Origin of the sequence: Mesorhizobium sp. C372A (assembly GCF_030323245.1) — a bacterium.
Classification (GTDB): Bacteria; Pseudomonadota; Alphaproteobacteria; order Rhizobiales; family Rhizobiaceae; genus Mesorhizobium.
Genome location: NZ_CP100475.1, coordinates 930,680 through 956,446, shown reverse-complemented (window position 1 = coordinate 956,446; position 25,767 = coordinate 930,680). Strand labels below are relative to the sequence as shown.

Genomic DNA, 25,767 nt, shown 5'->3' with positions numbered 1-25,767 from the left:
AGACCTTGACCCTGCGAGATAGCTGGCTTGACCGTTTGCGGCGGTGATTCCCAGCCGCAATCACCGACTATTTCTGGGGTGCTTCCCCGTTCTCAGGCTCTGAATGATGTGGAAGTTACCACAATCTGAAATTGGATGTCTCCATTAGGCTTCGGTTGCCTGTGTCGTGAGGATGGTGGCGTTGCCGGATTGCCACAGAACGGTCAGGCCGGCTTGTTCTCCCTCTCGTCCGCGCAATGGACAGACCCGCATCGCCGCGCTATCTGCTCTCCAGGAAAATGGTGGAGGGGCTCCATGGCCCAAATCGGTTCTGAAATGGTTCTGCGGCTGGCGGACGACGCCTCGGTCCAGCATGTCGGCGATGGCGCCGTCGTGCTCTTGGCGCGCAGCGGCCAGCTTTACACCTGCAACGGCACCACCGAAGCCTTTCTCGACAAGGTGGACGGCGCCCGCAGCCTTGACCAGATCGTCGTCCTGTTGTCTGACGAGTTCGAGGTCGACAAGGGCACGCTCGACCAGGACATGGCGGCGCTGGCCGCCGAACTGGTGAGCGAAGGCATTCTCGCCGACCCGGCTCCCTGATGGTGGACGGCGTTCTCCTGCGCGCTTTGTTTCGTGTCCATTTATGGGCAAGCGCGCGGCTGATGCCGACCCTGATCGGCCCCCGCAGCTTCGAATCGGTGCTGAAATGGGCGCCGCTCAGCGCACCCACCCCTTATCGCGGCCTGTCGTCAGCCTACATCGTCGCTGCCGTCAACCGGACCGTCCGGCACCCCTGGCTGATGCGCGACCGCAGATGCCTGCGCGAGGGCCTGCTCGCCCACCGCTTCCTGCGCTTTGCCGGCTTCGATCCGGATCTGCGCTTCGGCGTCGATCCGAAGTCGATGCAGGCGCCGCGTATGTCTGCCCATTGCTGGGTCTGTCTCGATGGCCGCCCGGTGGTCTCGGACAGCCTCCCCGGCATGGTGCAGATCTATCGCCATCACGCCGATGCCGGAAAGGCGCACGCTGCTTGACCGGTCCGGCGACCACCTTCTGCTATGATCTCCAGGGCCAGGTCATCAGCATATCGGCCTCGCGGGCCGATCTCTGGCCGAGCTTCGACCTCTTGCTCGGCACGTTGCGCGTGAGCGGGCCGGTCGAGCCCGATTTCCGCGTCGACATCGTCGAGACGCGGGAGTTACCGGAATCGCCTGCCGGAAAACTCGCTTTCGACGGCGAGGTGCCGGAGGACGGCCATTGCCGGCTGATCGACGGTGGCGGCACCGTTCATCTGGTCTTTCCCGGCCTGCAGACCGTCTCGATCAATGCCGATGGAGGCTGGGCCGAGATACGAGTCCATCCCGATGCCAAGGTCAAATGGACGGTGCTGATGATGGTGCTGGATGCAGCACTTGATGCCGGCGACCAGCACATGCTGCACACCGCCGGCCTGACATTGCCCGGCCGCGAGGCGCTCGTGCTGATCCATGCGCCGAGCGGCACCGGCAAGTCAACGACGTCGCTGGCGCTGGCGTCGCAAGGTTTCGGCCTGTGCTCGGATGACGCCATGATCCTCAAGGTTTTGGCCGGTGGCGGCATCACGGCCTGGGGCTTGCCGCGCAAGGTGAAGGTCCACCGCCACACCGCGGCAATGCTGCCCTTCGTGGCGCCTTGCCTTGGCGACAAATGGGACGCCAATGGCGAGCAGGCCGTCTCGCTGGAACGTCTCGCCGAGATCATCCGCATCGAGGAAACTGTCGGCAGACCGGTTGCGGCACTGTTTCATCTCGCCCGCTCGGCGGACGCGCAAACCCGGCTCGTGCCCATGACCAGGACAGACGCCATGGTGGCGCTTGCCACCGACAATGTCAGGACCGGCATGACCGGCCTTTTGCCGGCGCAGAAGCGCCGCATGGCAACCATCGCAACGCTGGTCAAAGCCGTCCCGACATTTACCCTGGAAGTCGGCGCGAACCCGGCCGAGGCGGCCCCGCTGATCCGCTCGGCGCTGGCGGCGCGGGACTAAAGCACACTTCAGGCAGAATGCGGCTTTGGCCTGGCGAGGCGCTGGATCCAGCGGAAGGCGTCGCGGCGCAGGCGCGAATGCATCTTGTCCCTGGAATTGACGCCGAGCAGCGTATCGCCGGTGATCAGCCATTTGGCCAAAACTATCGAGAGGTCGGGCTTGATGCGGTCGGCCAGTTCGATCGCGCGCGGTGCATCAAACAGCCGCCCCGTCACATTGAGAACCGTCGCCAGTTCGAGCTCGATGCCGCTGATGCGCGCCGCCTCGAAAAGCCGGTCTTCATCCGCGGGCGACCGCAGCGCGCGCACGCCCTGCAGCACATCGACGCAAAGCTGCAGCCGGTGGAACTTGTGCCCGCCGGCGGCGTGGACAATGGCGATGGTCAGCAGCGCGGCCGGCGTGTCGGCCTCGCTGCCGTCGATGATCTGCAATTCGCGAAAGCCCAGCGACAGCCGCCGCCGCATGCCGGAATCATGCACCAGGTTGCCGTGCAGTTCGATCAGCAGGCTGGTATTCTCCTTCTCCAGCCACTTGAACTCCTGCAGATCCTGCGACTGCGCCTCGCCGCTCCAGAGCTCGAAGCCGCATCCGGCAATCACCGTGTTGGCTTCAATGATGCTGGCCGGCTCGACCAGAATGTCGATGTCGGTGAACGGCCGGTCAGCGGCGTGGCGGTAAAGTTTGCGTGCGAAGACCGGACCCTTGACGATGCGGGCCGGAAGATTTTTCGCCGCCAATGCCTTCATGATGCGGTCGCCATGATATTGCAGCAGCATCGATTGGCCGGTCGCCAGCGTCGAGCGATCACGCAGTTCCGACAGCTTTTGCCGCAAGGCTGCGTCCGCAGGCAGTTGGGCGTCGCCGATCTCGCTGAGCTTGCGCAGCATGATCGGCAGCACGCCGTGGAACTCGGCATTGGCGAGCAGTGCCAGCAAGCTTTCGGCAGCAACGTCACGGCCAATGGCAACCGTCGCCTCCGGGTCGGCGAAGGTCAGCAGCAGTTTTTCATCGGCAGGCGCAAGAGATGGCAGCATCAAACCCGGATTGCGTTCGCCCACATCAGCAATTCCCGTCCGGAATTGCGTCAAACAACCAACTCAGAGGAGCGTATGTTGCAGAAAAGCATGCATGAAGCCAGCGTGTGGTGGCAGAACCAGCTCATGAATTGACTTTCCACGGTTTCGGTCCATTCTTTTGCACTTGACTGAAAAGGGTGTTTGGAATGGCCAAGAAAAAGTATGAAGCGCCCGTGCTGCGCAAGGCAGGAAAGTTGTCCAGCGTGGTGGCCGGGCCGTCGCTGCCGATACCGCGATAAGACTTCTACGGCTTCGGTTTGGATGAAGCCGGAGCGGTCGGCCGCAAGGCAAGCCGCGCTGCAGGCGGGCAATCTGTCGGCGTGACTGCGGGTAACGGTCCGTCCGGTCCCGCAGGCTAAGGCAAGTTCATAAGCCGCCTGTTCGGGATATGGGCAAGGCCCCTCCGTTACAGTCCCCAGCGCAGCGCGGCTGTGTGCACCGGCGCGTCCCACATTGACGTTACCTCGTCATCCAGCATGGTCAGCGTGATCGAGCAGCCGGCCATGTCGAGCGATGTCACGTAGGACCCGACCAGCGAGCGGGTCACCGTCACGCCCTGTTTTTCGAAGATGTTTCGGGCGCTGTTGTACATCAGATAGAGCTCCATCAGCGGCGTGCCGCCAAAGCCGTTGATGAACAACAGTGCCGGGCCTTTCGCCCTGTCGCCGAGATCGCCCAGGATCGCGGCGCAAATCTCTTCGGCGATCGCATCGGCGCTTTTCAACGTGTCGCGACGCCGGCCGGGCTCGCCATGAATGCCGACGCCGAATTCCATCTCGCCATCACCAATCTCGAAGGTCGGCCTGCCGGCCGCCGGCACCGTGCAACTGGTCAGCGCCACGCCCATCGAACGCGTCGCGCTGTTGATGCGACCGCCGAGCGCCTTGAGATCCGCCAGCGCCATGCCTTGCTCGGCGGCGGCGCCGACGATCTTCTCCACCACCAGCGTGCCGGCGACGCCGCGCCGGCCGGTCGTAAAGGACGAATTCTCGACGGCGACGTCATCATTGATCACCACCTGCAGGACGCCGTCGGCCATTTCGCCGGCCATGTCGAAATTCATCACGTCGCCTTCATAGTTCTTGACGATGAACAGGCAGCCGGCGCCGGTATCGACGGCGGCGGCCGCCGCCAGTATCTGGTCCGGCGTTGGCGAGGTGAAGACCTGGCCGGGGCAGGCGGCGTCCAGCATGCCGTGACCGACAAAGCCGGCATGCAACGGCTCGTGGCCGGAACCGCCGCCCGAGATCAGCGCCACCTTCCCCGGCTTCATCACCTTGCGGCGAATGAATTTGTGCTCCTCGCCCAGCACCAGGATGTCGGCATGAGCTGCAACGAAGCCGTTGAGGCTTTCGGTCAGCACCGTGTCGACGGAATTCATAAACTTCTTCATGTGTCCTCCCGACACAACACGATCAGCCACCACTCCTGCCGGTGATGCTGGTGATCTTCTGGATGAATTCGTTGATCGCCTTGTCGAGCGCTGCATTCTGCTTGTCGTCGCCGAAATCGGGCACGATCAGCGAGACATGCCGGGTCTTGCGCATGCCTGCCGCAACCGACATCTTGCCGGGATGCGCCAGATGATAGGCAGCCAGAAACTGATCGCGCTCGGCCGGACTGAAATGGCAGACCGAAAAAATAGCCGGCAGATGTTTTGACGGGATCGGGGTCGAATAGGCCGCGCTGGAAATCTGGGTGACGAAGCTGCGGTGCTTGCCAAGCGCGTCGGCAAGGCGTTGTCGCATACCCGACGGTCGCTGGTCGATGACCTGCGACAGGATCGTCTTGTAGGCGCGGATCGCCTCTTCGGAGCCGGCTTCTGGTGTCTTGTCGGCCATCTCAGTCATCCTAGACCGATGCATCCGAGATGGCCGCCTTGGCCATGGCGAGTTGGGCGGGAGCCACCGAGAGATCCCGCAGGCCGGCCTCGAGCAGTGCCGGGATCGATGCCGGATCGCCGCCGGCATCGCCGCACAGGCTGACTGGGATTTTCGCGCGCAGGCCAAAAGCGGCAACCGAGCCGATCAGCCGCAACACGGCGGGATGGCGGACAGAATTAAGATGCGCCACGGCTGCGTTATCGCGGGCAGCCGCCATTACATATTGGGTCAGATCGTTCGAACCGATCGAGAAGAAGGCGACATCGGCGAACGCCTCCGGCGCGATCGCCACCGAAGGCACCTCGACCATGATGCCGAGCGGCGGCATTTTTTGCGCGATGCCGCGCGCGGCAAGCCCGGCCTGCTCCTCCACGAACAGAGCGGCGGCGCGTTGGTATTCCTCCGCGACGGCGATCATCGGAAACATCACCTTCAGATTGCCGTGCACCGCCGCGCGCAGCAGCGCCCGGATCTGTACGCGAAACACCTCCGGCCTTGCCAGCGACAGCCTGATGCCACGCAGCCCGAGGAACGGGTTGCTCTCCTCGACGGTGAAGCCCGGCACCGGCTTGTCGCCGCCGGCGTCGACGGTACGGATGGTCACCGGCTTGTCGCCTGCCCATTCCAGCACCTTGCGATAGGCCTGGTATTGCGTCTCCTCGTCCGGCGGCGCCTTGCCGAACAGGAATTCGGTGCGCATCAGCCCGACCCCGTCGCAGGTCGAAATGTCGATGCCGTCGACCTCGGACGGATCGGCGATGTTGACCTGCACGCGCACTGTCGTCCCGGCCCGGGTTACCGCCGGTTTCGCGAGATAGACTCCGGCCTTGTCTCGATGTGCCACAAACGAGGACGAGGACCGGTGGAACGCTTCGATCTCGGTCGTGGTCGGCGAAAGCACGATACCGCCATGCTCCGCATCGAGCAGAGCCAGACCGACGGGATTAGCCGGCGAAGCGCCAAGCCCCACCACCATCGGCACGCCGCGCGAGCGCGCCAGCATGGCGACGTGGCTGGCGGCGCTGCCGGCCCTCAGCGCGATGCCGCCGCCGGTGCTCCAGTCGGTCTCGAGAAAGCGCGTCGGCGCGATGTCCTCGCCATAGAGAATGGCGCCCGCTGGTGGAGCGCTCTCCTGCTCCTCGGTAAGGGCGCGCAGCACGCGGTCGCGGATATCGCTGATATCGGCGGCGCGAGCCCGGAAATAGTCCTGGTCTGACGTTTCGTAGCCGGAGATCTCGGCGTCCAGCGCCTGTCGCCAGGCCATGTCAGCCGGCATGCCGGACGCGATCGCGGCAAAAGCCGGGCCGGTCAGGGCATCGTCCTCAAGCATGGCGAGCTGGAATTCGAGAATGCCGGCGGCCTCCTCATCGGCGGTTTCAATCAGGGTCGCGAGCCGGTCAGCCGAACTGGCGATAGCTGCTTCCAATGCAGCCTTTTCCTCGCCGGCTGTCGCCTTCCGTGAGTAGTGCGCGGTGCCGTTGTCGAGATTGAACAGCGGCCCCTCGGCGTAGCCGGCGGAGGCCGAAATGCCTTGCAGCCTAAGCGGTTCGGGCATGGCCCGCGCCTTCGTCGAAATCGCGCCGCACCAGCTCGACCAGCGCTCTCACGGCATCATCGGCGCCGTCGCCTGTGGCCCGGATGTGCAGCATGGTGCCTTTCGGCGCCCTGGCCGCCATCACCTTGACGATGCTCTTGGCGTCGAACCATGGGCCGTTGGCAGAAAGCGCAATCTCCACCTCGGCCGCAAAGCTCTTGGCAAGCTTGGTGAACTTCACCGAAGGGCGCGCATGCAGACCCACCTCGTGGGTGATCAGGACGGTCGCTTCGGCAAAGGCGGACATCAGGTCAAAATTCCCGTTCACTCACGACGGCGACAATTCATGCGCCGTCGCCACCACTTCCTTCAGCGAGGCGCCGCCGGAGGACTCGGTCGCCGCCATCACCGCGCCTTCGACGATCGGCGCGTTGCAGACGATGATCTTCTGCGCCCGCGGCTCGCCGATCATTTCCACCGCCATTTCCGAATTGGTCTCGGCGCCGCCGAGATCGACCAGTATGGCGACGCCCGCCTCCGACCACGCCTTGTCGATGGCGCCTATGATCGCTTCGACGCTGGTGCCGAGCCCGCCATGGCCGTTTCCGCCGCACCATGCAAGCGGCACTTCGTCGCCCACCATCTGCCGCACCATGTCGGCCGTGCCTTCGGCAACCAGCGGGGAATGCGAGACGATGACGATGCCGACATTGCTCATGCTTCGCCCTCGACGGTTTCGGCGACGGTCCGCACCAGCAGCGCCACAGAGCGTCCGCCGGCATCCATATGACCGATTGAGCGGTCGCCGAGGAATGAGGCGCGACCGCGTGTTGCCTTCATCGGCACGGTCGCCTCGGCAGCCATGTCGGCGATATCTGCAATTTCCATGGCCGTCTTTCCTTCGACCAACGCGTCCTGCACAGGTTGCAGCACATCGAGCATGGTCTTTTGACCGACCTGGGATTTGCCTCTGGCGGCCACAGCTTCGATTGCCTTGCCGAAAGCAGCCGCCAGATTGGCACGATCCGGCTCTCCCGAAATCTCCTTGCCCAGCGCCAGGAACAATGTACCGAAGAGCGGCCCGGATGCACCGCCAACCGTCATCACCAGCTTGGTGCCGATCGCCTTCAGCGCCTCGGGCAGCGGCTTGGCCGAAAACGCCTCGGCATCGGCACGCAAGGCCTCAAACCCGCGCTTCATGTTCAGCCCATGGTCACCGTCGCCGATCGCCTGGTCGAGCGCGGTCAACTCTTCCGAGTGAGCGGCGATCGTGTCCGCGGCGGCGGTGATCAGCCTGGCAAGGTCGAACGCTGCCATGTCCAGATTCCCGGTTTCGATCCTGCCGGCAGTATCGCAAGAGTTTTCATTCGACAATCTAAGCATGCCGTCAGGCCGTTGCATGCAGCGCGGCGGCCGCGAACACTTCGGCCACGGCATGGGCGCCAGGGTCGACTACGCCCTGCAATTTGGTGCCGACATAGGCGGAGCGCCCGGCCTTCGCCTTCTCCATGGCCGCGGTCGCCTCGGCGCCGTGCCGTGCCGCTGTAGCCGCGGCATCCAGCCCCTTGGCATCGAGCGCCTTCAGCCCCGGCTCCAAGGCATCGACCATGGTGCGGTCGCCGACCCTGGCGCCGCCATAGAAGGTCATCCGGTCAAGCCCGGCAAGCAGCGCCTTGGACAGGGTTGCTCCGCCGTTCGAAGCCTGAGCCGCCGCCGTGAAGAAGATCGACAGCAAGACGCCTGAGGAGCCGCCCATTGCGACGCCCAGACTATCGCCTATAGCCGCAAGCGTGGCGGCAGGGTCGGCCAGCGGCAGCGCATCGAGCCGTTCCAGCACGCTGCGCGCGCCGGTCGCAACCGTCGAACCGGTATCGCCATCGCCCGCCTTGGCGTCGAGCCCGTTCAGTGTCTCTTCGAGCGCGATCAGCCGTTCGCAGACCGTGATGATCAAACGCCTGGTGCCGGAATCCTGGCTGGCCCTTTGGGCTGCGCTGTTTCCAGCCGCTTTCGCCATAGGCACGATAGCCGGCGCGACGACGGTTTTGGCCGGCATCCAGGCATGTGGGCCGACAGGCGCCAGCAAGGCTGCCTCGCGCGCCGCATCGAGCTTGATCAGCGACAGCGAAAAACCGTTCATGTTGAGCGCCGTCATCAGCGGTCCGGGGCCGATCGCAAGCTTCACGGTCTTGGCCAGCGGCGAGGCCAGCACGGCATTGGCGACCAGCGACATCTCAAGCGGCGGCACCGAGCCGAGATTGTTGATGAGCAACGCGTGGCTGGCGTTCGGGTCGAGCCGCGCGGCCAGCCGCTCCGCCATGATCGCCACCAGCTTGTCGGCGCTTTGCACCGCGATGCGCTCGACGCCCGGCTCGCCATGGATGCCGAGGCCGAGTTCGCCGTCATTTTCGCCGAACCGCTCTTCATGTGGCTGGCCGGGGATCGAGCAGGACGACAGCGACATGCCGAGCGAGACGATGTCCTTCGCCGCCGCGCGAGCGGCTGTAGCAACGGCTGCCAAGTCCTGACCGGTCTCCGCCAAATGGCCGGCGATCTTGTGCACGAACAAGGTGCCGGCGACGCCGCGCGGCTGGTTGATACCCGGCAGGGCGATGTCGTCGGCAACGATCGCCATCTCGACGCGAAACCCCTCGGCGCGCGCCTTCTCGGCCGCCAGGCCGAAATTGAGCCGGTCGCCGGTGTAGTTCTTGACGATCAGCAGGCAGCCGGCGGGGCCGGTCACCGCGCGGATGGCCGCCAGCACCGCCTCGACGCTGGGCGAGGCAAAGATCTCGCCCGAAACCGCCGCCGTCAGCATGCCCTTGCCGACAAAGCCGGCATGAGACGGTTCGTGTCCGGCGCCGCCACCGGAGACGACGGCAACTTTCGCCTTGTCCCAGTCGGCGCGCAGCACGACCTTGATCTCGGGGTAACCGTCGAGGCGCGCGAGATCGCCGGAACCGATAGTCCGCAACAGCCCGTCCAGCGCCTCGGTGACGATCGTTTCCCTGCGGTTGAAAAAGTGCTTCATCGAATTCGTCCTGTATTCGTCAATCAGAAGCCGGTGCCGTGCCCTTGGCGAGACACCGAAAACCTCACATCAGTCTTTGTCCGTCGGCGCCGAAATAAAGTGGCGAGCGGTAGCGGATCACCACTTTGTCGCCCTCGGCCAGATCCGTATCGGGGTCGGTGAGCGTCACCAGTTTCTTCGGGCCGACCGTAACATGCAGATGGTTCTGGTCCCCGAGATGTTCGACCCAGTCGACGACGCCGTCGGCATGGCCGTTTGCGGTCTTCTCGATCGACAGATGCTCGGTGCGCGCGCCGATGGTCTTGGTTCCGGTCGGCGCCCCACCATCAGGCAGCAGTCCCGCTGGCAGCAGATTGATCGCCGGCTGGCCGAGCCGTGCGGCGACATGAAGGTTTGCCGGCTCGGAATAGATGGTGCGCGGCGTGCCGATCTGCACCAGCACGCCATTGTTGAGGATGCCGATGCGGTCCGCCATGGTCATCGCCTCGATCTGGTCGTGCGTGACATAGAGCATGGTGGCGCCGAGCTCGGCTTGGATGCGCTTGAGTTCGAGCCTGAGATCGGCGCGCAATTTGGCATCCAGCGACGACAGCGGTTCGTCCATCAGATAGATCGACGGTTTGCGCACCAACGCTCGGCCGATGGCGACGCGCTGCATCTCGCCGCCCGACAGCTTGGTCGAGCGGTTGGCGAGCTTGTGGTGGATGCGCACCATCTTTGCCACCTCTTCGACGCGGCGGCGAATCTGGTCCTCCGGTACTTTCCGCGCCGGCGAGCGCAGCGGGAAGGCGAGGTTGTCGTAGACTGACAGATGCGGGTAGAGCGAATATTGCTGGAAGACGAAAGCGGTGTCGCGCTCGGCCGGCGACAGCGTCGTCGCATCGTGGCCGCCAATATGGATCGTGCCGCCATCCGGCCGCTCCAGTCCGGCGATCAATCTCAGCGTCGTCGTCTTGCCGGCGCCGGTCGGGCCGAGCAGCACGACGAATTCGCCATCGGCGATGTTAAGGTCGAGGCCATCGACGGCGACATGGTCGCCGAAGCTTTTGGTCACGCCCTTGATGTGCACGTCAGCCATGCTGCGCTCTCCCTTGAGAGGCGGTATCGTGGATCGCGGTGCGCACCGCCCGACCCGAGCCCTTGTCGAACAGCGACAGCCGCGCGCTGTTCAACGTCAGCCCGACATGATCGCCGCCAGCGAGCCGGATTTCGGCCGGCACCCGCGCCTTGATGATGCCGTCCGCCGTCTCCACCGCCACGATCTGCGTCGTGCCGAGATATTCGGTGCCGTAGATGGTGCCGCGCAGTTTCGACGCATCGTCGAAACGGATGTGCTCGGGACGGATGCCGAGCGCCATGTCGGCGGGCGCAATTTCCTCGCGCACTTCCGGCACCGCCACCTTGGCGCCCTGGACGACGATTTCCTTCGCCCCCTTCGCCAGCCCGCCACCGAAGCCCAGGAAATTCATCGGCGGCGAGCCGATGAAGTCGGCGACGAACATGGTTGCCGGGCGGTCGTAGATTTCGCGCGGGCTGCCGAACTGTTCGATAACGCCATGGTTCATCACGGCGATCTTGTCGGCCATCGACATCGCTTCCATCTGGTCGTGCGTGACATAGACGGTGGTGGCGTGGATGCGGTTGTGCAGCTCGCGCAGCTCATGCACCATCAGATCGCGGAATTCGGTGTCGAGCGTGCCGAGCGGCTCGTCCATCAGGAAGCATTTTGGCCGTCGCACGATGGCGCGACCGAGCGCCACGCGCTGGCGGTCACCGCCGGCAAGGCCCGAGACCGATTTGTTGAGCAGATGGTCGATGCGCAGCAGCTTCGCCGTTTCCTCGACACGGCTTCGAATCTCGGCCGAGGGCATGCCTTGCGCGAGAAGCGGGAAGCCGATGTTCTTGCGCACGTTCATATGCGGATAGAGCGCGAACAGCTGGAAGACGAAGGCGATGTCGCGTTCGCGCGCCCGGCGCATGGTGACGTCCTCGCCGCCGAGCAGGATCTGGCCGCCGGTCGGCAATTCGAGGCCGGCGACCATGCGCAGCGTCGTCGTCTTGCCGCAGCCCGAGGGACCAAGCATGACGAAGAACTCACCATCTTCGACGACGAAGCTGGAATCCTGCACCGCGACGAAATCGCCGAAGGCCTTTCTCAAATGTTGGACGCGGATTTCGGCCATGATTATTCCGGGAACTTCGAGACGATGATGAACATCACCGTGCCGGCGAGCATGGTGATGAAGGAGTAGGTGTAGAGCGCCAGCGCGAAGGGCTGGAACAGCATCAGGAATCCAATGGCGATCAGCGTCGTGGCGATGTTTTCCATCAGGCCGCGCCGGGCCCAGCGAGGCCAGGATGACTTTTTGGAGATGGCTGGGCGCGTCATGCGCAGCTTCCTTCCTTCTGCCCGGCAACGGGGCGAGACGGTTGCCAGGTGGTTCCCCCACTCCGTCGCTGCTTCGCAGCGCCACCTCTCCCCCCTCCGGAGGGAGAGGAAGGGAGTCTGGTTGAATGAAGTTCGCGCCCTTCCTCTCCCCCGTCGATCGGGGGGGAGGTGTCGAGCGAAGCTCGACGGAGTGGGGGTCGACCTGGCACACCACTCATTTGCGAACCGCGCCGAAAGTGATGCCGCGCAGCAACTGCTTGCGTAGCAGGATGGTGAAGACCAGGATCGGCACCAGGAAGATCGTCGTGCCCGCCGCCACCGCCGGCCAGTCCTGGCCGCCTTCACCGATAATGGTCGGGATGAAGGGCGGTGCGGTCTGCGCCGTGCCGGAGGTCAGCAGGGCCGCGAATGCATATTCGTTCCAGGCAAAGATCAGGCAGAAGATGGCGGTCGCGGCGATGCCGGTGGTCGCTTGCGGCAGCACGGTGCGCCAGAAGGCCTGCAGCCTGGTATAGCCGTCGATCATCGCCGCTTCTTCATACTCGCGCGGGATCTCGTCGATGAAGCCTTTCAGCAGCCACACCGCGAGCGACACGTTGACCGCGGTGTAGAGCAGGATCATGCCGAGCGCGGTGTCGGACAGGCCGAGCTCGCGGTACATCAGGTAGATGGGAATGGCGACCGCGATCGGTGGCATGAAGCGCGTCGACAGGACGAAGAACAGAAGGTCATCGGCCAGCGGCACCTTGAAGCGCGAGAAACCGTAGGCCGAGAGCGTGCCGAGGAATACGGCGCAGAAGGTGGAACCGAAGGCGATGATCAGTGAGTTGACGAAGCGCGGCAGGAAGTTGGACGGGCCGGCAATCACCATGTTGCGCTTGCGCGAGGTCTCGTCGCAGAAACCGGTCGCGGGTCCGAGCGAGTTGATGTAGTCGGGCGTTTGCCTGGTGCGCGTCGTGAACAGGTTGCAATAGCCCTCGATGCTCGGCTGGAACAGAATCTTGGGCGGATAGGCGATCGAATCCGGCGGCGTCTTGAAGCTGGTGGCGAAGATCCACAGCAACGGCACGATCGAGATCAGCGCGTAGAGCACGATGATCGTGCCGGCGATCCGCTTCGAATTGGCCGAGGGGGCGACGACGGAGTGGGCGGTGGTCAGGCTCATCTCTGCTTCACCTTGTTCAGCGCCTTGACGTAGATGTTGGCCAGCCCAAACACCGCGACGAACAGGATGATGGCGAAGGCCGAGGAATATCCGGTGCGCCAGCTCTCGAAGGCCTGCCGCTTCAGCGTGATCGAGGCGACCTCGGTGGTCGAGCCCGGCCCGCCACCGGTCAGCAGGTTGACCATGTCGAACATCTTGAAGTTCTCGATGCCGCGAAACAGCACCGCCAGCATGATGAAGGGCAGCGCCATGGGCAGCGTGATCGACCAGAACTGCCGCCAGTTGGACGCGCGGTCGACCTCGGCGGCTTCATAGATGTATTCGGGGATGGAGCGCAGGCCGGCGAGACAGATCAGCATGACATAGGGCGTCCACATCCAGGTGTCGACGATGATGATCGACCACGGCGCCAGCGACACGTTGGACAGCATCTGGATGTCGGTCGGTGGTATCCGGGTGACGAACGAGATGGCGTAGGCGAACAGGCCGATCTGCGGCTCGTAGAGGAAACGCCAGAAATTGCCGACCACCGCCGGCGACAGCATCATCGGCACCAGGATGATGGTCGTCCAGAAGGCGTGGCCGCGAAACTTCCTGTCGATCAGCCATGCCAGCGTGAAACCGATCAGCGTCTGCAGCAGGATCGTCCAGAACACGAAATGCGCCGTCGTCTGCATGGCGATCCAGATGTCCTGGTCGCCGAGGATGCGCTGGTAGTTGGCGAAGCCGAGGTTCTTCACCACCTCGTTCGGGCGGTTCGCCCGGAAGTTGGTGAAGGACAGGTAGATCGCCCAGAACAGCGGGAAGATGTTGATGGCCAAGAGCAACAGGATCGTCGGCGAGATGAACAGCCAGGCGAGGTCCTTGTCGCTGATGCCCCGGACCTTGCGGGCCAACGGCTCCGGGGTCGCCCGGGCAACGTTGTCCGCAGTCCGATTGAGCATGGTGAGTCCTGCTTCGGTCACGTCAAGTCTCGACACTGGAATTTATCTGAACTGCGTCCCGTGCCAAGGGCAGCACGGGACCAAGAGCATGATGCCGAAAAGTGTGAAGCGGTTTTCGGACGACATCATGCTCTCTCTCTTTTTAGCCCTGAGGCGGATGATTTCTGATCGATTCGGCCTGAAAATCATCCGCCTCTGGGGTCAGGCTCGGGAGGAGCCGTTGGTCCGGTTACATCTTGCCGTCGTCCTGGAACACTTGCGTCCAGTCCTTGACCAGGCCGTCAAGCGCGTCCTTGGCCGAACCCTGGCCGGCAACGACATAGTCGTGGAAGCGCTTCTGCGACGCCTGCAGCAGCGGTGCGTAGCTCGGCTCGGCCCAGAAGTCCTTCACGATCGCCATCGAGTCGAGGAAGGTCTGTGCATAGGGCTGGCTGGACGGGAAGGCCGGGTCCTTGACCACCGCGTTCAGGCAGGAATAGCCGCCGAGCGACCACCATTTGGCCTGCACATCCTTGTTGGCGAACCACTTGATGTATTTCAGCGCCGATTCCTGCTTGTCTGAATAGGACACGACCGAAATGCCCTGGCCGCCAAGCTGCGCAAACTGGGCGCTGCCGGGACCCTTCGGATTGACGAAGTAGCCGATCTTGTCACCGCCGACATTCTCGTCCTTCTGCAGGCCGGGCCAGGTGAAGGCGAAGTTCATGTGCATGGCCACCTGACCGGATTTGAAGGCGTCGACGCCTTCGCCCATATAGCTGTTCGAGGCACCCGGAGGCGTGCAGCAATCGTAGAGCGACTTGTAGAACTCCAGGCCTTTGACCGCGTCTGGCGAATTGACGAAGCCTTCCATCTCGTAGGGCTTCTTGGGGTTTTCATACTGGAAGCCGTAGCTGTAGAGCACGTCCATGGCGCCCATGGTGATGCCTTCCGAGCCACGCTCGGTGTAGATCGAAGCGCCATAGACGGTCTTGCCGTCGATCTCGCGCTTCTGGAAGAACTCGGCGACCTGCTTCAGTTGGTCGAAGGTGGTCGGCGGGCCGAGATCCCAGCCATATTTTTCCTTGAATTCCTTCTGCAGCTCCGGCTTGGAGAACCAATCCTTACGGTAGGTCCAGCCGACGACGTCGCCCATGGCCGGCAGCGCCCAGTAGTTCGGCGTGTTCTTCGGCCATTCGGAATAGCCGACGACTGTTGCCGGCACGAAGTCGTCCATGCTGATCTTCTCCTTGTCGAAGAAGTCGTTCAGCTTGACGTAGTGGCCGTTCTCGGCCGAGCCGCCGATCCACTGGCTGTCGCCGATGATCAGGTCGCACAGTTTGCCGTGCGAGTTGAGCTCGTTGAGGAAGCGGTCGGCATAGTTGGTCCACGGCACGAATTCGAATTTCATGCCGATGCCGGTTTCCTTGGTAAAATCCTTGGACAGTTCGACCAGCGCGTTTGCCGGATCCCAGGCGGCCCAGCAAAGCGTCAGGTCTTCAGCGTGCGCGGCGTTCGAGACGGCTGTCGACGCGGTAATCGCCGAAGCCAGCCCCAACGCCAGTTTCAAGCTCGATTTCATGCCTTCCTCCCATTTGCGAAACGCGCCCGGATGGCCGTTTCAAGAACCCCTCAACCCTCGCTCCTCCGAGGGGCTAAACACGGCGCGCTATGCGTCGCCAGGGCGGCGCGGTGCGCCGCAGATGTTTAGTAATTTGTTTAATAATGCAATTTTTACTAAACAAGGCAAGCGAATTCGTCGCTGCGCCGCAACATGGCCAAACGGCGATTGAAATCGTTGGGAAATGATTTGCCGGACGGCTCGCCCGGAAGTTGCTTAGCCGGGGTCGCCTATAATTTTCGTCTGCGGCGTCACCGGCCGGACAGGGGGCGCGGGCGGCAGCAGCGCGCGGATGTCGGCGAAGGGAAATGTCGGCTCGAATCGGAAGGCCTCGGCCAGGGAGCCGGGAACGCTGTTGCATTGCCCGGCGCGAAACTCATTCTGAACGCGCGCTCTGTCGACATATTGCTCCGGCCACTGCGATTGGTGCGCTCGGATCGCCTGCGTCTTGATATCGCCGTAGGCGGAAATGTCGACGTAATGCGTCGGCGCAAAGCCGGTGCCGCCCATCGTGTCGGCATGCAGCACGGGGACGCCGAACGAGGCCGCGATGCGCACGCCGTCCGACAAAGCACGATGGTCGGCGTGATAGTCGTTGGGGGCATGCGTGATAACCAGATCCGCCGCGGTCTCGCGTATCAGCGCTTTCAGCGAAGCGATCAGTGCCGCATCAGCCACCAGTTCGCCGTCGGGAAAGTCGAGAAAGCGAAGGGTTGCGCCGAGCAGCGCCGCAGCGGCCGCCGCCTCGTCGCGGCGGACACGAGCCAAAACGCTCGGGTCGCCCATGCCGCCCCTGGCGCCATCCGTGGCCACGGCAAAAGTCAGTTCTGCGCCTTGCGTGGCATAGGCAGCCAGCGTACCGAACATGAATATCTCGATGTCGTCGGGATGCGCGCCGAGCGCCAATACCTTCACTGCACTCTCCCCGGAAATGGAAAAACGTGACGAACGGAATCCTGCTCGCCCTCATCGCCTATGCAAGCTATTCGTGCAGCGATGCCGTTATCAAGAGCCTTGGCGGACAGTTCACCGTCTTCGAGATCGGCTTCTTCATCACGCTGTTTGCCGGCTGCTTCCTGTTTTTCAGCCGCCCAGTCGATGAGCGCTGGCGCGACTTCTGGCGCACCGGGCGGCCATGGGCGGTGCAGGCCCGCGCCTGGGCCGGCATCGCCTCGGGCGTGCTCAGCGTCTACGCCTTCACCACCATTCCGCTGGCCGAGACCTATGCACTGATCTTCCTGGCGCCGCTTTGCGTTACCATTCTCTCGACCGTCATCCTGAAAGAAAAGGTCGGTCCATGGCGCTGGCTGGCGGTGGTTGCCGGCTTTGCAGGTGTCATGCTGGTGGTGCGGCCAGGTTTTCGCGAGTTGCATCTCGGACACCTTGCCGCCTTCACGGTGGCCTTCCTTGCCGCGGCCAGCGTCATCCTGATGCGGTCGCTCGCCCAGCAGGAAAAGCGCACCACCATGCTCGGCGTGCTCATCGGTTACGGGCTGCTGTTCAACGGGGCCGGCACCATCGCCACATCGTTCACCCTCCCCAACGCCATGCAGCTGCTGTGGCTGGTGCTGGGCGGCGCCTTTACCGCCGGCGGCCAATTGCTGCAGTTGCTGGCCGCCAAATACGCACCGGCCAACCGCATCGCGCCGACGCATTATTCGCAGATCGTCTGGGCGGTGATCCTCGGTGCGTTGTTCTTCCAGGAGTATCCGGACTGGATATCGCTGGTCGGCTTGGCCGTCGTTGGCGCGTCCGGCCTGCTCACCATGGTGCGCGAGGAGGTGCGGCTGGGCACGGTGCGCTGGAACCCGTTTGCGCGCACGAGGCTTTGAACTGGCCGCAACGCGCGAGGTTGCGCGGCGGCATCCGCGGCTGATATGCGGTCACCTGGCTGCATACCGTTGAGACGATGAGCAAAAGAACCCTGCCGGAGCTTCCTGTTACCGCCGTGCTGCCGGCGCTTGGCGAAGCGCTGACTAGGCAGAACAGCGCCGTCCTGGTGGCGCCGCCCGGCGCCGGCAAGACGACGCTGGTGCCGCTGGCGCTGCTCGATGCGCCCTGGCTGGTCGCCGGCAAGATCGTCCTGCTCGAACCGCGCCGGCTCGCCGCCCGCGCCGCCGCCCGCCGCATGGCCCAATTGCTTGATGAAGAGCCCGGCGCCACTGTCGGCTATGCCATGCGCATGGAAAACCGCACATCGGCCCGGACAAAAATCCTGGTCGTCACCGAAGGCGTCCTGGCGCGCATGATCCTAGACGATCCCGAGCTGCCCGGCGTCTCGGCGGTGATTTTCGACGAATTCCACGAGCGCTCGCTCGACGGCGATTTCGGCCTGGCGCTGGCGCTCGACGTGCAGGGCGCGCTGCGGCCGGATTTGCGGCTGCTGGTGATGTCGGCAACGCTCGATGGCGCGCGCGTCGCGAAACTCCTGTCCGGCGCCCCGGTGATCGAAAGCCAAGGCCGTGCGTTCCCAGTAGATGTCAGATACGACGAGCGGCCAGCCGGCGTTCCCATCGAAGACGCCATGGCCAAGGCGATCCGCTCCGCTCTTGCCGGCGAGAGCGGCAGCGTGCTCGCCTTCCTGCCGGGACAGCGCGAGATCGAGCGCACCGCCGAGCGGCTGCAGGGCCGGCTCGGCGCCGACACCGACATCGTGCCGCTCTACGGCCAGCTCGACAACAGGGCGCAGGATGCCGCCATCAAACCGGCGCTGCCGGGCCGCCGCAAGGTGGTGCTGGCGACGTCGATCGCCGAGACCTCGATCACCATCGACGGCGTGCGCGTCGTCATCGATTCCGGCCTGTCGAGGCTGCCGCGCTACGAGCCGGCAAGCGGTCTGACCCGGCTGGAGACGGTGCGCGTTTCCAGGGCGTCCGCCGATCAGCGCGCCGGCCGCGCCGGGCGTACACAGCCAGGCGTCGCCATCCGCCTCTGGCGGGCCGAGCAGACGGCGGCCCTTCCCGCCTTCACCCCACCCGAGATTCTCGAAGCCGACCTGTCCGCCCTGCTGCTCGATTGCGCCGCCTTCGGCGTCGCCGATCCCGCAAGCCTGTCCTTCCTCGATCCGCCGCCCATTCCCGCGCTCAACGAGGCGCAGGCCCTGCTCCTGGCGCTGCACGCCATCGACGCGGCCGGCCGGCTGACGGAGGCGGGCGGCGCGATGCGCAAGCTGGCGCTGCCCGTGCGCCTCGCACACATGGTCGCTGAAGCCGCTGGCGGCGGCCACGCGCTCGAAGCTGCGATGCTAGCCGTCCTGCTCACCGAGCGTGGTCTCGGCGGCGACGGCGCCGACCTCGAATGGCGCCTGATGCGCTTCCGCACCGAAAAGTCGCCGCGCGCCGTTGCGGCAAGGCAGCTTGCCGGGCGATTGGGGAAGCAGGCGGGCGGCTCCAAGAGCAGCGAAGCCGCTTCTGCCGGTCTTCTCCTCATCCACGCCTGGCCGGACCGTGTCGCCAGAGCGCGGGGCGAGCGCGGGCGTTTCGTGCTCGCCAACGGCTCCGGCGCCATGCTCGACGCCGCCGATCCGCTGGCCGGTGAGACCTGGCTGGTCGTCGCCGATCTGCATGGTAAGGCGCAAAATGCCCGCATCACGGCGGCGGCAGCCGTTGACGAGGCCGACATCCGCGCCGCACTCTCCGACAGGATCGAGACGCGCCGCGAGACAAGCTTCGACCGCGAGCGGCGCGCGGTGCGCGTGCGCGAGACCGCCAGGCTCGGCGCCATCACTTTGTCGGAGCGCATGCTGCCCGCACCAACTGGAACAGACGCCGACCGCGCCATCCTGGATGCCTTGCGCGAGCACGGCCTGTCGCTGCTGGAATGGGGCAAGGACGGCGAGACGCTGCGCCAGCGCCTAGGCTGGCTGCATCGCGGCCTCGGCGCGCCCTGGCCCGATGTTTCGGAAGCCGCCCTGCTCGAACGCCTCGACGACTGGCTGCTGCCGTTCCTGTCGGGCAAGGCGTCCTTCGCCGCCATCGACCCCGGCACGCTGTCGTCGGGCCTGATGGCGCTGGTGCCGCATGATTTGCAGCGCAAGATCGGCACACTGGCGCCGACCCATTTCGACGCGCCGTCCGGCAGCCATGTGCCGATCCGCTATGACGGCGAATGGCCGGTGCTGGCGATCCGCGTGCAGGAACTGTTCGGCCTTGACCGCCATCCGGCAATCGCCAACGGCACCGTGCCGCTGACGCTCGAGCTGTTGTCGCCGGCGCACCGGCTGATCCAGACGACGCGCGACCTGCCCGGCTTCTGGCGCGGCTCCTGGGCCGATGTGCGCACCGACATGCGCGGCCGCTATCCCCGCCATGTCTGGCCCGAAAATCCGCTGCTCGCTGCAGCCACCGCCCGCGCCAAACCGCGAGGGACCTAGCGCTCGTCCTTTCCCGGCTATAATCCTTGGCCATGATCAACATCGTGCACGCGCCAGACTTCCAGCAAAGCCAGCGGCTGCGCCTCAACACGCTGATCCGGCTGCGCTGGCTGGCCATCGTGGGCCAGAGCCTGGCGGTGCTGGTCGTCGCCTATGGGCTCAAATTCCCGCTGCCGGTCAGCCTCTGCTTCGCGCTGGTCGCCTGCTCGGCCTGGCTCAACCTGGTGCTGACCTTCCGCTATCCGGCAGCGCACCGGCTGACCCCGTTCTCAGCCTTTTTCATCCTGACCTTCGACAGCCTGCAGCTTGCCGGCCTGCTCTATTTGACTGGCGGCCTCACCAACCCGTTCTCGGTGCTGATGACCGTGCCCGTCGTCATCTCGGCGGCGTCGCTGCCGCTGCGGCTGACTGCGGTGCTCGGCGCGCTGGTCATGGCGGCGGCCACGTTGCTGGTCTTCTTCCACCAGCCGCTGCCATGGTATGAGGGCGCGCCGCTGCCCATGCCGTTCATCTATGTCGCCGGCATATGGATGGCGGTGTTTTCCTCGATCGCCTTCACCGCCATCTATGCCTTCCGCGTCGCCGAGGAAGCCCGCCTGCTCGCCAATGCGCTTGCCGCCACCGAACTGGTGTTGCAGCGCGAGCAGCATCTGTCGGCGCTCGATGGCCTCGCCGCCGCCGCCGCGCACGAACTCGGCACGCCGCTCGCCACCATCGCCCTTGTCTCCAAGGAAATGGAGAAGGCGCTGGGTAACGATCCGAAATATGGTGAGGATGTGAAGCTGTTGCGGTCGCAGAGCGAGCGCTGCCGCGAGATCCTTAAGCGGCTGACCAGCCTGTCCTCCGAGGGTGAGGCGCATCTGTCGCGTCTGCCGCTGACCTCGCTGGTCGAGGAGGTGACGGCGCCGCACCGCGATTTCGGCATCTCGATCAAGCTTCGGCCGGGCGAGCGCGTCGGCCCCGAACCGGTGGGACGACGCAACCCCGGCGTCATCTACGGCCTCGGCAATCTGGTCGAGAACGCCGTCGACTTCGCCCGCAACAGTGTGACGGTGCGATGGAGCTGGGACGAACTCGACGTCACCTTCTCGATCATCGATGACGGGCCGGGCTTTCCGCCCGAAATCATCGACCGCATCGGCGAGCCCTATATGTCGACGCGCCAGGGCAACGAGGCCGGCGGTGGCCTGGGTCTCGGGCTGTTCATAGCCAAGACCTTGCTCGAACGCTCCGGCGCCACGCTCGATTTCCGCAATTCGAGCGGACTGGGCGAAGGCGCCATCGTGCAGATATCGTGGCCCCGCACCGTCTTCCTCAACCCGGAATCGGTGGGGATCTCGATGTTCGACACCGCGTAAAAGCCTTGGCGGAGGCGGCAAAATTGGACAATGGCGTTCAGGAACTATATCTGCGTAAAATTAAAGGCAGCAGGATTTTTTAAGATAATGACTGGCGAAGAAGCAATTGGCGCAATGGTTGAAGGCGAGGACACCTCGCTGCTCATCGTTGACGACGACAAGCCGTTCCTGACGCGGCTGGCCCGCGCCATGGAAACCAGGGGTTTCGTGGTCGAGACGGCCGAGAGCGTCGAGGAGGCGGTGGCCAAGGCGCGCGCCCACCCGCCGGCCTATGCGGTGGTCGACATGCGGCTTGGCGACGGCAACGGCCTCGACGTCGTCGCCGCCATCCGCGAGAAGCGCGACGATGCCCGCACCGTCATCCTCACCGGCTACGGCAACATCGCCACCGCGGTGACCGCGGTGAAGCTCGGCGCCATCGACTATCTGTCGAAGCCGGCTGACGCCGACGACGTGTTTGCAGCGCTCACCCGCACCGCCGGCGAGCGCGCCGCCCCCCCGGAAAATCCGATGTCGGCCGACCGCGTGCGCTGGGAACACATCCAGCGCGTCTACGAAATGTGCGACCGCAACGTGTCGGAAACCGCGCGCCGGCTCAACATGCATCGCCGCACGCTGCAGCGCATACTCGCCAAGCGCGCACCACGCTGAGGTTCCGGCGCCGGCCGCCAATTGCCGAACCTCAGCGCTGCCCCTCACCTGCCTGCCGGCATCCTCTCCCCGTATAGAGACGGGGAGAGGGGCGCTCTGTCCGAACCGGATAGATAGGTAACAGAATGGACCGATAGCATGGGTGACAGTTTTCTTGTCCGCCGGAGGACCGGCGATGGTTTGGCGAGAGACTGGCATCATGGACGAGCGGCTACGGTTTGTTGTGGAGTGTCTTTCTGGGGATGAGACGATGGTTGCGCTTTGTGCGGCCTACGGGATCTCACGCAAGAACGGCTACAAATGGCTAGGACGCTATCGGACGTTTGGGCCTGAGGGTTTGCACGACCTGCCGCGAGCCCCGCTCAATCATGGCCGTGCGACAGCTCAGGATCTGGTTGAGCGGATTGTGGCGGCCAAGGAGCTGCATCCGCTCTGGGGTCCAAAGAAGATCGTGGCACGGCTCAGGCGCACGGCTCCCGAGTTCATGTGGCCTTCAGCCTCGACGGTCGGCGCGATCCTTGCGCGGCATGGGCTTGTCCGCGCCCGCAAGCGACCCCGCCTGCGGGCCTGCGGCAATGGACCCTGGCCACAGCCGCAAGAACCGAACGCGGTGTGGACTGGCGATCACAAGGGCTGGTTCCGGACCCGCGACGGCTGGCGTTGCGAACCCTTGACGGTGATGGATGCGTCGAGCCGCTATCTTCTGGCGCTCGAAGCGACGGGGTCGACGGCCGATAGCGAAGCCTGGCCGGTGTTCGAACGGCTGTTTGAAGAGCATGGCCTGCCGGATCGCTTCAGAAGCGACAATGGCCCGCCCTTCGCATCGGCCGGCGTCACCGGGCTGACGCCGCTTGTCGTGCGCTTCATCAAGCTCGGCATCACCCTGGAGCGGATCGCACCCGGCAGGCCACAGCAGAACGGACGTCACGAGCGCTTTCACCTGACCATGCTGCCGATGGCCGAGGCACCGGAAGCCGACCGAACGGCACAGGGCCAGGCCTTCGAGACCTTCCGCCACAGCTACAATGAGGAACGTCCCCATGAGGCGCTGGGCATGGATACGCCCGCCCAGCACTACCGGTCCTCACAGCGCGCCATGCCCAGGACACCACCCGAGCCCGTCTATCCGGCCGAGGCCTCGGTCCGCCGCGTGCGCCACAATGGCGAGATCCGATGGAATGGCGGCTTCATATATGTCTCGCAAGCGCTGGCGGGCGAACCGGTCGCTGCGTTGGAGACCGAAGACGGACAATGGACACTCTCATTCCATGCCCACCCGCTCGGCATCATCGACACACGGCACATGAAGCTTGTCCGCCGCAGCGCCGCGCCAACCAATCCGCTTGGCGCTGCGGCGGACGCATAGGGGGAGAGAAGTGTCACCTATGTATCCGGTTCAAAGTGTTACCCATCTATCGGCTGGACAGCTCTCATCGCCGGTTTCGCCAATCGCCGGCGTTGCAGGAGACGACGGCGAGGCTGAAGCTGCCTCTTTCTCCCCGTCGCTATGTGGGGAGTTGAGGAATGGTCCGCGAAGCGGACGAAAAGCCAACTGCTTGGCTTTTCGAATGACGAGCGTCCGGCAGGACAATGAGGGGCGGCGCCAACGCTGGAAACAGTTGCGCTTGCCGTGCCATCGACCTTTGCCCATCATCGGCAATAACGCCGCCGGAAAACCCGGCAACGGAGCACACATGCGCGACAAGCAGCCGAAATCCATCCTTCGCGAATTCCTCGACGGCGAGGCGGCGGGCGGCATCATCCTGATGGTTGCGGCAGCCCTTGCGCTGATCGTCGCCAATTCACCATTGGCCGAAACCTATTTCGCCGCTCTCCACGCCTATCTCGGCCCGCTCAGCGTGTCGCACTGGATCAATGATGGGCTGATGGCGGTGTTCTTCCTGCTGGTCGGCCTCGAGATCAAGCGCGAGATGCTCGACGGTCAGCTCTCGACCTGGCCGCGCCGCGTGCTGCCGGGCGTCGCTGCCGCCGGCGGCATGCTGGTTCCCGCACTCGTCTATGTCGCCATCAACCGCAACAACGCCGCCGCGCTCTCCGGCTGGGCGATCCCGACCGCCACCGACATCGCCTTTGCGCTCGGCGTACTGTCGCTGCTCGGCAACCGCGTGCCGGCGTCGCTCAAGATCTTTCTCACCGCGCTCGCCATCATCGACGATCTCGGCGCCGTCATCATCATCGCCATCTTCTACACAAGCGGCCTGTCGCTGGCCTATCTCGGTGCGGCCTTCGCCGTCATCGCGGTGCTCATCGTGCTCAACCGCATGCGGGTGACGAGGCTGACGCCCTACCTCGTGCTCGGCGCCGTGCTGTGGGTGCTCGTGCTGAAATCGGGTGTGCATGCGACGCTGGCCGGCGTGGCGGTGGCGCTCACCATTCCGCTGAAAACTTCTCCCGGCAGCGGGCACGATCTCGACCATTCGCCGCTGCACCGGTTGGAGCACGGCCTGCACAAGATCGTGCCGTTCTTCGTCATCCCGATTTTCGGCTTTGCCAATGCCGGCGTGTCGCTGGCCGGCCTCAGCGCCTCTGCCCTGGTCGAGCCGCTGACGCTCGGCGTTGCCGCCGGCCTGGTGCTGGGCAAGCTGGCCGGCGTCTTCGGCTCCTCGGCGCTGGCGATCCGGCTCGGCTTCGCCGACCTGCCGGTCAATGCCGGCTGGCTGCACATGATCGGCATTTCGCTGCTCTGCGGCATCGGCTTCACCATGAGCCTGTTCATCGGCCTGCTCGCCTTCGCCAACGACATGTGGCTGCAGGACGCCGTCAAGGTCGGCATCCTGGCGGGGTCCTTCGTTGCAGCGCTGCTGGGTGCCGCCGTGCTCCTGATGGCGCCGGCGGCAGGGGTGGAGGAGGTGGTGGAGTAGGTGTTCTTGGGTTCCTCGCCCCCGCAAAGCGGGGCGAGGAACTTGAGCTTCGTCTACTCGCTCTCCCCCGCCAGCGCCGGCACCGCCACACCCGCCAGTTCCGCCGCCAGCAGCCGCGCCGCACCCGCCCGTGCGATGCGCAGCATCAGCGCCTTGCGCGTTGCCGCCGCCATCCGGTGCTCGGGCGCATCGCGCAGAATCTCGGCGCCGTAGCCGTCGGAGAGGATGAAGCCGCATTCCTCGGGGAAGATCTCCGATGGCACGCCCGGATGGGTGGCGAAGAAGAAGCGGTCGGAGTGCAGCCGGTAGTCAGGCCATTTGCGGTCGACGCGGAAATCCTCGATCGAGGATTTGACCTCGATGATCCAGATATCGCCCTGCCGGGTCAGCGCCACAAGGTCGGCGCGCCGCCCGGTGGCCAGCGACAGTTCGGGCAGCACATGCATGCCCATTTGCATCAACAGCCTCTGCACGCCGCGCCGCACCAGCATGGCGCGTTCCGACTGGCGGCCGTCGATGAGGGGATTGAGGGGAATCGGCGAAATGATCGGCATGGCACCCACCATGCCAGATTTTGTTCACGGTTTGAACCCATGTTGGGCAAACTCCGATTGACAAATTCGGCCAGATAGGAATATAATCCTGCTACGGTTGATGATCCGAGAGGCATGTCACGTCATGGGCCAGGCGCTATGGGAAGTACTGCGGACAATACTGCGTTGGATCGAATCTCTGATCGGTGTCATCTCCGCGTTTGTGAGAAGCGGGATGGCCGAAAAGGTCCTGAAGTCTCGGATGAGCGAGGTCCGGCCGCTTATGTCACTGCCCGAAGCGGCCTTGTCTTCGCCCGGCCTAAGCCCGCCATATCATCAAAAAT

At 64.5% G+C, this 25,767-nt stretch carries 25 protein-coding genes; 9 read left to right on the top strand and 16 right to left on the bottom strand.

Going from position 1 to position 25,767, the window contains the following annotated elements:
- Positions 1-294: 294 nt before the first annotated feature.
- From NLY42_RS04465 to NLY42_RS04455, 3 genes are read left to right on the top strand one after another with little or no spacing between them, the layout of a single operon-like run.
- Positions 295-582, top strand: coding sequence for a PqqD family protein (locus NLY42_RS04465; protein ID WP_023684213.1), 288 nt, complete (start codon positions 295-297; stop codon positions 580-582).
- Positions 582-1,016 (top strand): lasso peptide biosynthesis B2 protein, encoded by a 435-nt coding sequence (locus NLY42_RS04460; protein WP_023755604.1) that lies wholly within the window; start codon positions 582-584, stop codon positions 1,014-1,016. The genes NLY42_RS04465 and NLY42_RS04460 overlap by 1 nt, the downstream gene beginning before the upstream one ends.
- Positions 1,013-2,008: a phosphoenolpyruvate carboxykinase (ATP) gene (locus NLY42_RS04455; protein ID WP_023694189.1), complete on the top strand. Its 996-nt coding sequence runs from the start codon at positions 1,013-1,015 to the stop codon at positions 2,006-2,008. Before NLY42_RS04460 ends, NLY42_RS04455 begins: the two co-directional genes overlap by 4 nt.
- Positions 2,009-2,016: 8 nt before the next feature.
- On the opposite strand, the gene NLY42_RS04450 is transcribed toward NLY42_RS04455, so the two are convergent.
- The 15 genes from NLY42_RS04450 to NLY42_RS04380 all read right to left on the bottom strand — a co-directional run bounded on the left by NLY42_RS04450 (position 2,017) and on the right by NLY42_RS04380 (position 16,542).
- Entirely contained in the window at positions 2,017-3,042 is a 1,026-nt protein-coding gene (locus tag NLY42_RS04450) for a nucleotidyltransferase family protein (protein WP_023755605.1), read from the bottom strand.
- Between the two features lie 448 nt (positions 3,043-3,490).
- Complete coding sequence (gene dhaK / locus NLY42_RS04445; RefSeq protein WP_023694188.1) at positions 3,491-4,477, bottom strand: dihydroxyacetone kinase subunit DhaK; 987 nt, start codon at positions 4,475-4,477, stop codon at positions 3,491-3,493.
- 22 nt (positions 4,478-4,499) lie between these two features.
- The gene (locus NLY42_RS04440) at positions 4,500-4,925 is read right to left on the bottom strand and encodes a hypothetical protein (RefSeq protein ID WP_023668784.1); all 426 of its coding nucleotides are present in this window, start codon (positions 4,923-4,925) and stop codon (positions 4,500-4,502) included.
- Between the two features lie 10 nt (positions 4,926-4,935).
- Positions 4,936-6,522: a phosphoenolpyruvate--protein phosphotransferase gene (gene ptsP, locus NLY42_RS04435; RefSeq protein ID WP_023702322.1), complete on the bottom strand. Its 1,587-nt coding sequence runs from the start codon at positions 6,520-6,522 to the stop codon at positions 4,936-4,938.
- Positions 6,506-6,808, bottom strand: coding sequence for an HPr family phosphocarrier protein (locus NLY42_RS04430; protein WP_023729629.1), 303 nt, complete (start codon positions 6,806-6,808; stop codon positions 6,506-6,508). The genes ptsP and NLY42_RS04430 overlap by 17 nt, the downstream gene beginning before the upstream one ends.
- 21 nt (positions 6,809-6,829) lie before the next feature.
- Positions 6,830-7,219 carry a dihydroxyacetone kinase phosphoryl donor subunit DhaM gene (gene dhaM / locus NLY42_RS04425; RefSeq protein ID WP_023668781.1) on the bottom strand — a complete coding sequence of 130 codons (390 nt, stop codon included), beginning with the start codon at positions 7,217-7,219 and terminating at the stop codon, positions 6,830-6,832.
- Positions 7,216-7,818 carry a dihydroxyacetone kinase subunit DhaL gene (gene dhaL, locus NLY42_RS04420; protein ID WP_023755606.1) on the bottom strand — a complete coding sequence of 201 codons (603 nt, stop codon included), beginning with the start codon at positions 7,816-7,818 and terminating at the stop codon, positions 7,216-7,218. The genes dhaM and dhaL overlap by 4 nt, the downstream gene beginning before the upstream one ends.
- A 70-nt stretch (positions 7,819-7,888) precedes the next feature.
- Positions 7,889-9,529 (bottom strand): dihydroxyacetone kinase subunit DhaK, encoded by a 1,641-nt coding sequence (locus tag NLY42_RS04415; RefSeq protein ID WP_023668779.1) that lies wholly within the window; start codon positions 9,527-9,529, stop codon positions 7,889-7,891.
- A gap of 64 nt (positions 9,530-9,593) precedes the next feature.
- On the bottom strand, positions 9,594-10,607 hold the full coding sequence (locus NLY42_RS04410) for an ABC transporter ATP-binding protein (protein ID WP_023668778.1): 1,014 nt from the start codon (positions 10,605-10,607) through the stop codon (positions 9,594-9,596).
- On the bottom strand, positions 10,600-11,712 hold the full coding sequence (locus NLY42_RS04405; protein WP_023668777.1) for an ABC transporter ATP-binding protein: 1,113 nt from the start codon (positions 11,710-11,712) through the stop codon (positions 10,600-10,602). Before NLY42_RS04405 ends, NLY42_RS04410 begins: the two co-directional genes overlap by 8 nt.
- A gap of 2 nt (positions 11,713-11,714) precedes the next feature.
- Positions 11,715-11,918, bottom strand: coding sequence for a hypothetical protein (locus NLY42_RS04400; protein ID WP_023668776.1), 204 nt, complete (start codon positions 11,916-11,918; stop codon positions 11,715-11,717).
- Between the two features lie 214 nt (positions 11,919-12,132).
- Positions 12,133-13,083: a carbohydrate ABC transporter permease gene (locus NLY42_RS04395; RefSeq protein ID WP_023755607.1), complete on the bottom strand. Its 951-nt coding sequence runs from the start codon at positions 13,081-13,083 to the stop codon at positions 12,133-12,135.
- A complete protein-coding gene (locus NLY42_RS04390) occupies positions 13,080-14,027 on the bottom strand; it encodes a carbohydrate ABC transporter permease (RefSeq protein ID WP_032896276.1) in 948 nt (315 codons plus the stop codon). Before NLY42_RS04390 ends, NLY42_RS04395 begins: the two co-directional genes overlap by 4 nt.
- 229 nt (positions 14,028-14,256) lie before the next feature.
- Positions 14,257-15,588, bottom strand: coding sequence for an ABC transporter substrate-binding protein (locus NLY42_RS04385; RefSeq protein ID WP_023755609.1), 1,332 nt, complete (start codon positions 15,586-15,588; stop codon positions 14,257-14,259).
- A gap of 255 nt (positions 15,589-15,843) precedes the next feature.
- Positions 15,844-16,542 (bottom strand): PIG-L deacetylase family protein, encoded by a 699-nt coding sequence (locus NLY42_RS04380; RefSeq protein ID WP_023715560.1) that lies wholly within the window; start codon positions 16,540-16,542, stop codon positions 15,844-15,846.
- 26 nt (positions 16,543-16,568) lie between these two features.
- Between NLY42_RS04380 and NLY42_RS04375 the strand changes: the two genes are divergently transcribed.
- The 6 genes from NLY42_RS04375 (at position 16,569) to nhaA (ending at position 24,890) form a co-directional block, all read left to right on the top strand.
- The gene (locus tag NLY42_RS04375; RefSeq protein ID WP_023694178.1) at positions 16,569-17,459 is read left to right on the top strand and encodes a DMT family transporter; all 891 of its coding nucleotides are present in this window, start codon (positions 16,569-16,571) and stop codon (positions 17,457-17,459) included.
- A 77-nt stretch (positions 17,460-17,536) separates the two neighbouring features.
- Entirely contained in the window at positions 17,537-19,999 is a 2,463-nt protein-coding gene (gene hrpB, locus NLY42_RS04370; protein ID WP_286487869.1) for an ATP-dependent helicase HrpB, read from the top strand.
- A gap of 32 nt (positions 20,000-20,031) precedes the next feature.
- Positions 20,032-21,357, top strand: a complete 1,326-nt coding sequence (locus NLY42_RS04365; protein WP_023738116.1) for an ActS/PrrB/RegB family redox-sensitive histidine kinase — start codon at positions 20,032-20,034, stop codon at positions 21,355-21,357.
- 87 nt (positions 21,358-21,444) lie between these two features.
- Positions 21,445-22,008, top strand: a complete 564-nt coding sequence (locus tag NLY42_RS04360) for an ActR/PrrA/RegA family redox response regulator transcription factor (protein ID WP_023672848.1) — start codon at positions 21,445-21,447, stop codon at positions 22,006-22,008.
- 175 nt (positions 22,009-22,183) lie between these two features.
- Complete coding sequence (locus NLY42_RS04355; RefSeq protein ID WP_023826017.1) at positions 22,184-23,374, top strand: integrase core domain-containing protein; 1,191 nt, start codon at positions 22,184-22,186, stop codon at positions 23,372-23,374.
- 328 nt (positions 23,375-23,702) lie between these two features.
- The gene (gene nhaA / locus NLY42_RS04350; RefSeq protein WP_031244911.1) at positions 23,703-24,890 is read left to right on the top strand and encodes a Na+/H+ antiporter NhaA; all 1,188 of its coding nucleotides are present in this window, start codon (positions 23,703-23,705) and stop codon (positions 24,888-24,890) included.
- A 53-nt stretch (positions 24,891-24,943) separates the two neighbouring features.
- On the opposite strand, the gene NLY42_RS04345 is transcribed toward nhaA, so the two are convergent.
- On the bottom strand, positions 24,944-25,444 hold the full coding sequence (locus tag NLY42_RS04345) for an MmcB family DNA repair protein (protein ID WP_023692665.1): 501 nt from the start codon (positions 25,442-25,444) through the stop codon (positions 24,944-24,946).
- Between the last annotated feature and the right edge of the window lie 323 nt (positions 25,445-25,767).

Excerpts from the sequence above, each read along its gene's own strand:
- NLY42_RS04465 (WP_023684213.1), top strand. The coding sequence starts at position 295 with ATGGCCCAAATCGGTTCTGAAATGGTTCTGCGGCTGGCGGACGACGCC.
- NLY42_RS04460 (WP_023755604.1), top strand. The coding sequence starts at position 582 with ATGGTGGACGGCGTTCTCCTGCGCGCTTTGTTTCGTGTCCATTTATGG.
- NLY42_RS04450 (WP_023755605.1), bottom strand. The coding sequence starts at position 3,042 with ATGCTGCCATCTCTTGCGCCTGCCGATGAAAAACTGCTGCTGACCTTC.
- dhaK (WP_023694188.1), bottom strand. The coding sequence starts at position 4,477 with ATGAAGAAGTTTATGAATTCCGTCGACACGGTGCTGACCGAAAGCCTC.
- NLY42_RS04440 (WP_023668784.1), bottom strand. The coding sequence starts at position 4,925 with ATGGCCGACAAGACACCAGAAGCCGGCTCCGAAGAGGCGATCCGCGCC.
- ptsP (WP_023702322.1), bottom strand. The coding sequence starts at position 6,522 with ATGCCCGAACCGCTTAGGCTGCAAGGCATTTCGGCCTCCGCCGGCTAC.
- NLY42_RS04430 (WP_023729629.1), bottom strand. The coding sequence starts at position 6,808 with ATGTCCGCCTTTGCCGAAGCGACCGTCCTGATCACCCACGAGGTGGGT.
- dhaM (WP_023668781.1), bottom strand. The coding sequence starts at position 7,219 with ATGAGCAATGTCGGCATCGTCATCGTCTCGCATTCCCCGCTGGTTGCC.
- dhaL (WP_023755606.1), bottom strand. The coding sequence starts at position 7,818 with ATGGCAGCGTTCGACCTTGCCAGGCTGATCACCGCCGCCGCGGACACG.
- NLY42_RS04415 (WP_023668779.1), bottom strand. The coding sequence starts at position 9,529 with ATGAAGCACTTTTTCAACCGCAGGGAAACGATCGTCACCGAGGCGCTG.
- NLY42_RS04410 (WP_023668778.1), bottom strand. The coding sequence starts at position 10,607 with ATGGCTGACGTGCACATCAAGGGCGTGACCAAAAGCTTCGGCGACCAT.
- NLY42_RS04405 (WP_023668777.1), bottom strand. The coding sequence starts at position 11,712 with ATGGCCGAAATCCGCGTCCAACATTTGAGAAAGGCCTTCGGCGATTTC.
- NLY42_RS04400 (WP_023668776.1), bottom strand. The coding sequence starts at position 11,918 with ATGACGCGCCCAGCCATCTCCAAAAAGTCATCCTGGCCTCGCTGGGCC.
- NLY42_RS04395 (WP_023755607.1), bottom strand. The coding sequence starts at position 13,083 with ATGAGCCTGACCACCGCCCACTCCGTCGTCGCCCCCTCGGCCAATTCG.
- NLY42_RS04390 (WP_032896276.1), bottom strand. The coding sequence starts at position 14,027 with ATGCTCAATCGGACTGCGGACAACGTTGCCCGGGCGACCCCGGAGCCG.
- NLY42_RS04385 (WP_023755609.1), bottom strand. The coding sequence starts at position 15,588 with ATGAAATCGAGCTTGAAACTGGCGTTGGGGCTGGCTTCGGCGATTACC.
- hrpB (WP_286487869.1), top strand. The coding sequence starts at position 17,537 with ATGAGCAAAAGAACCCTGCCGGAGCTTCCTGTTACCGCCGTGCTGCCG.
- NLY42_RS04365 (WP_023738116.1), top strand. The coding sequence starts at position 20,032 with ATGATCAACATCGTGCACGCGCCAGACTTCCAGCAAAGCCAGCGGCTG.
- NLY42_RS04360 (WP_023672848.1), top strand. The coding sequence starts at position 21,445 with ATGACTGGCGAAGAAGCAATTGGCGCAATGGTTGAAGGCGAGGACACC.
- NLY42_RS04355 (WP_023826017.1), top strand. The coding sequence starts at position 22,184 with ATGGTTTGGCGAGAGACTGGCATCATGGACGAGCGGCTACGGTTTGTT.
- nhaA (WP_031244911.1), top strand. The coding sequence starts at position 23,703 with ATGCGCGACAAGCAGCCGAAATCCATCCTTCGCGAATTCCTCGACGGC.
- NLY42_RS04345 (WP_023692665.1), bottom strand. The coding sequence starts at position 25,444 with ATGCCGATCATTTCGCCGATTCCCCTCAATCCCCTCATCGACGGCCGC.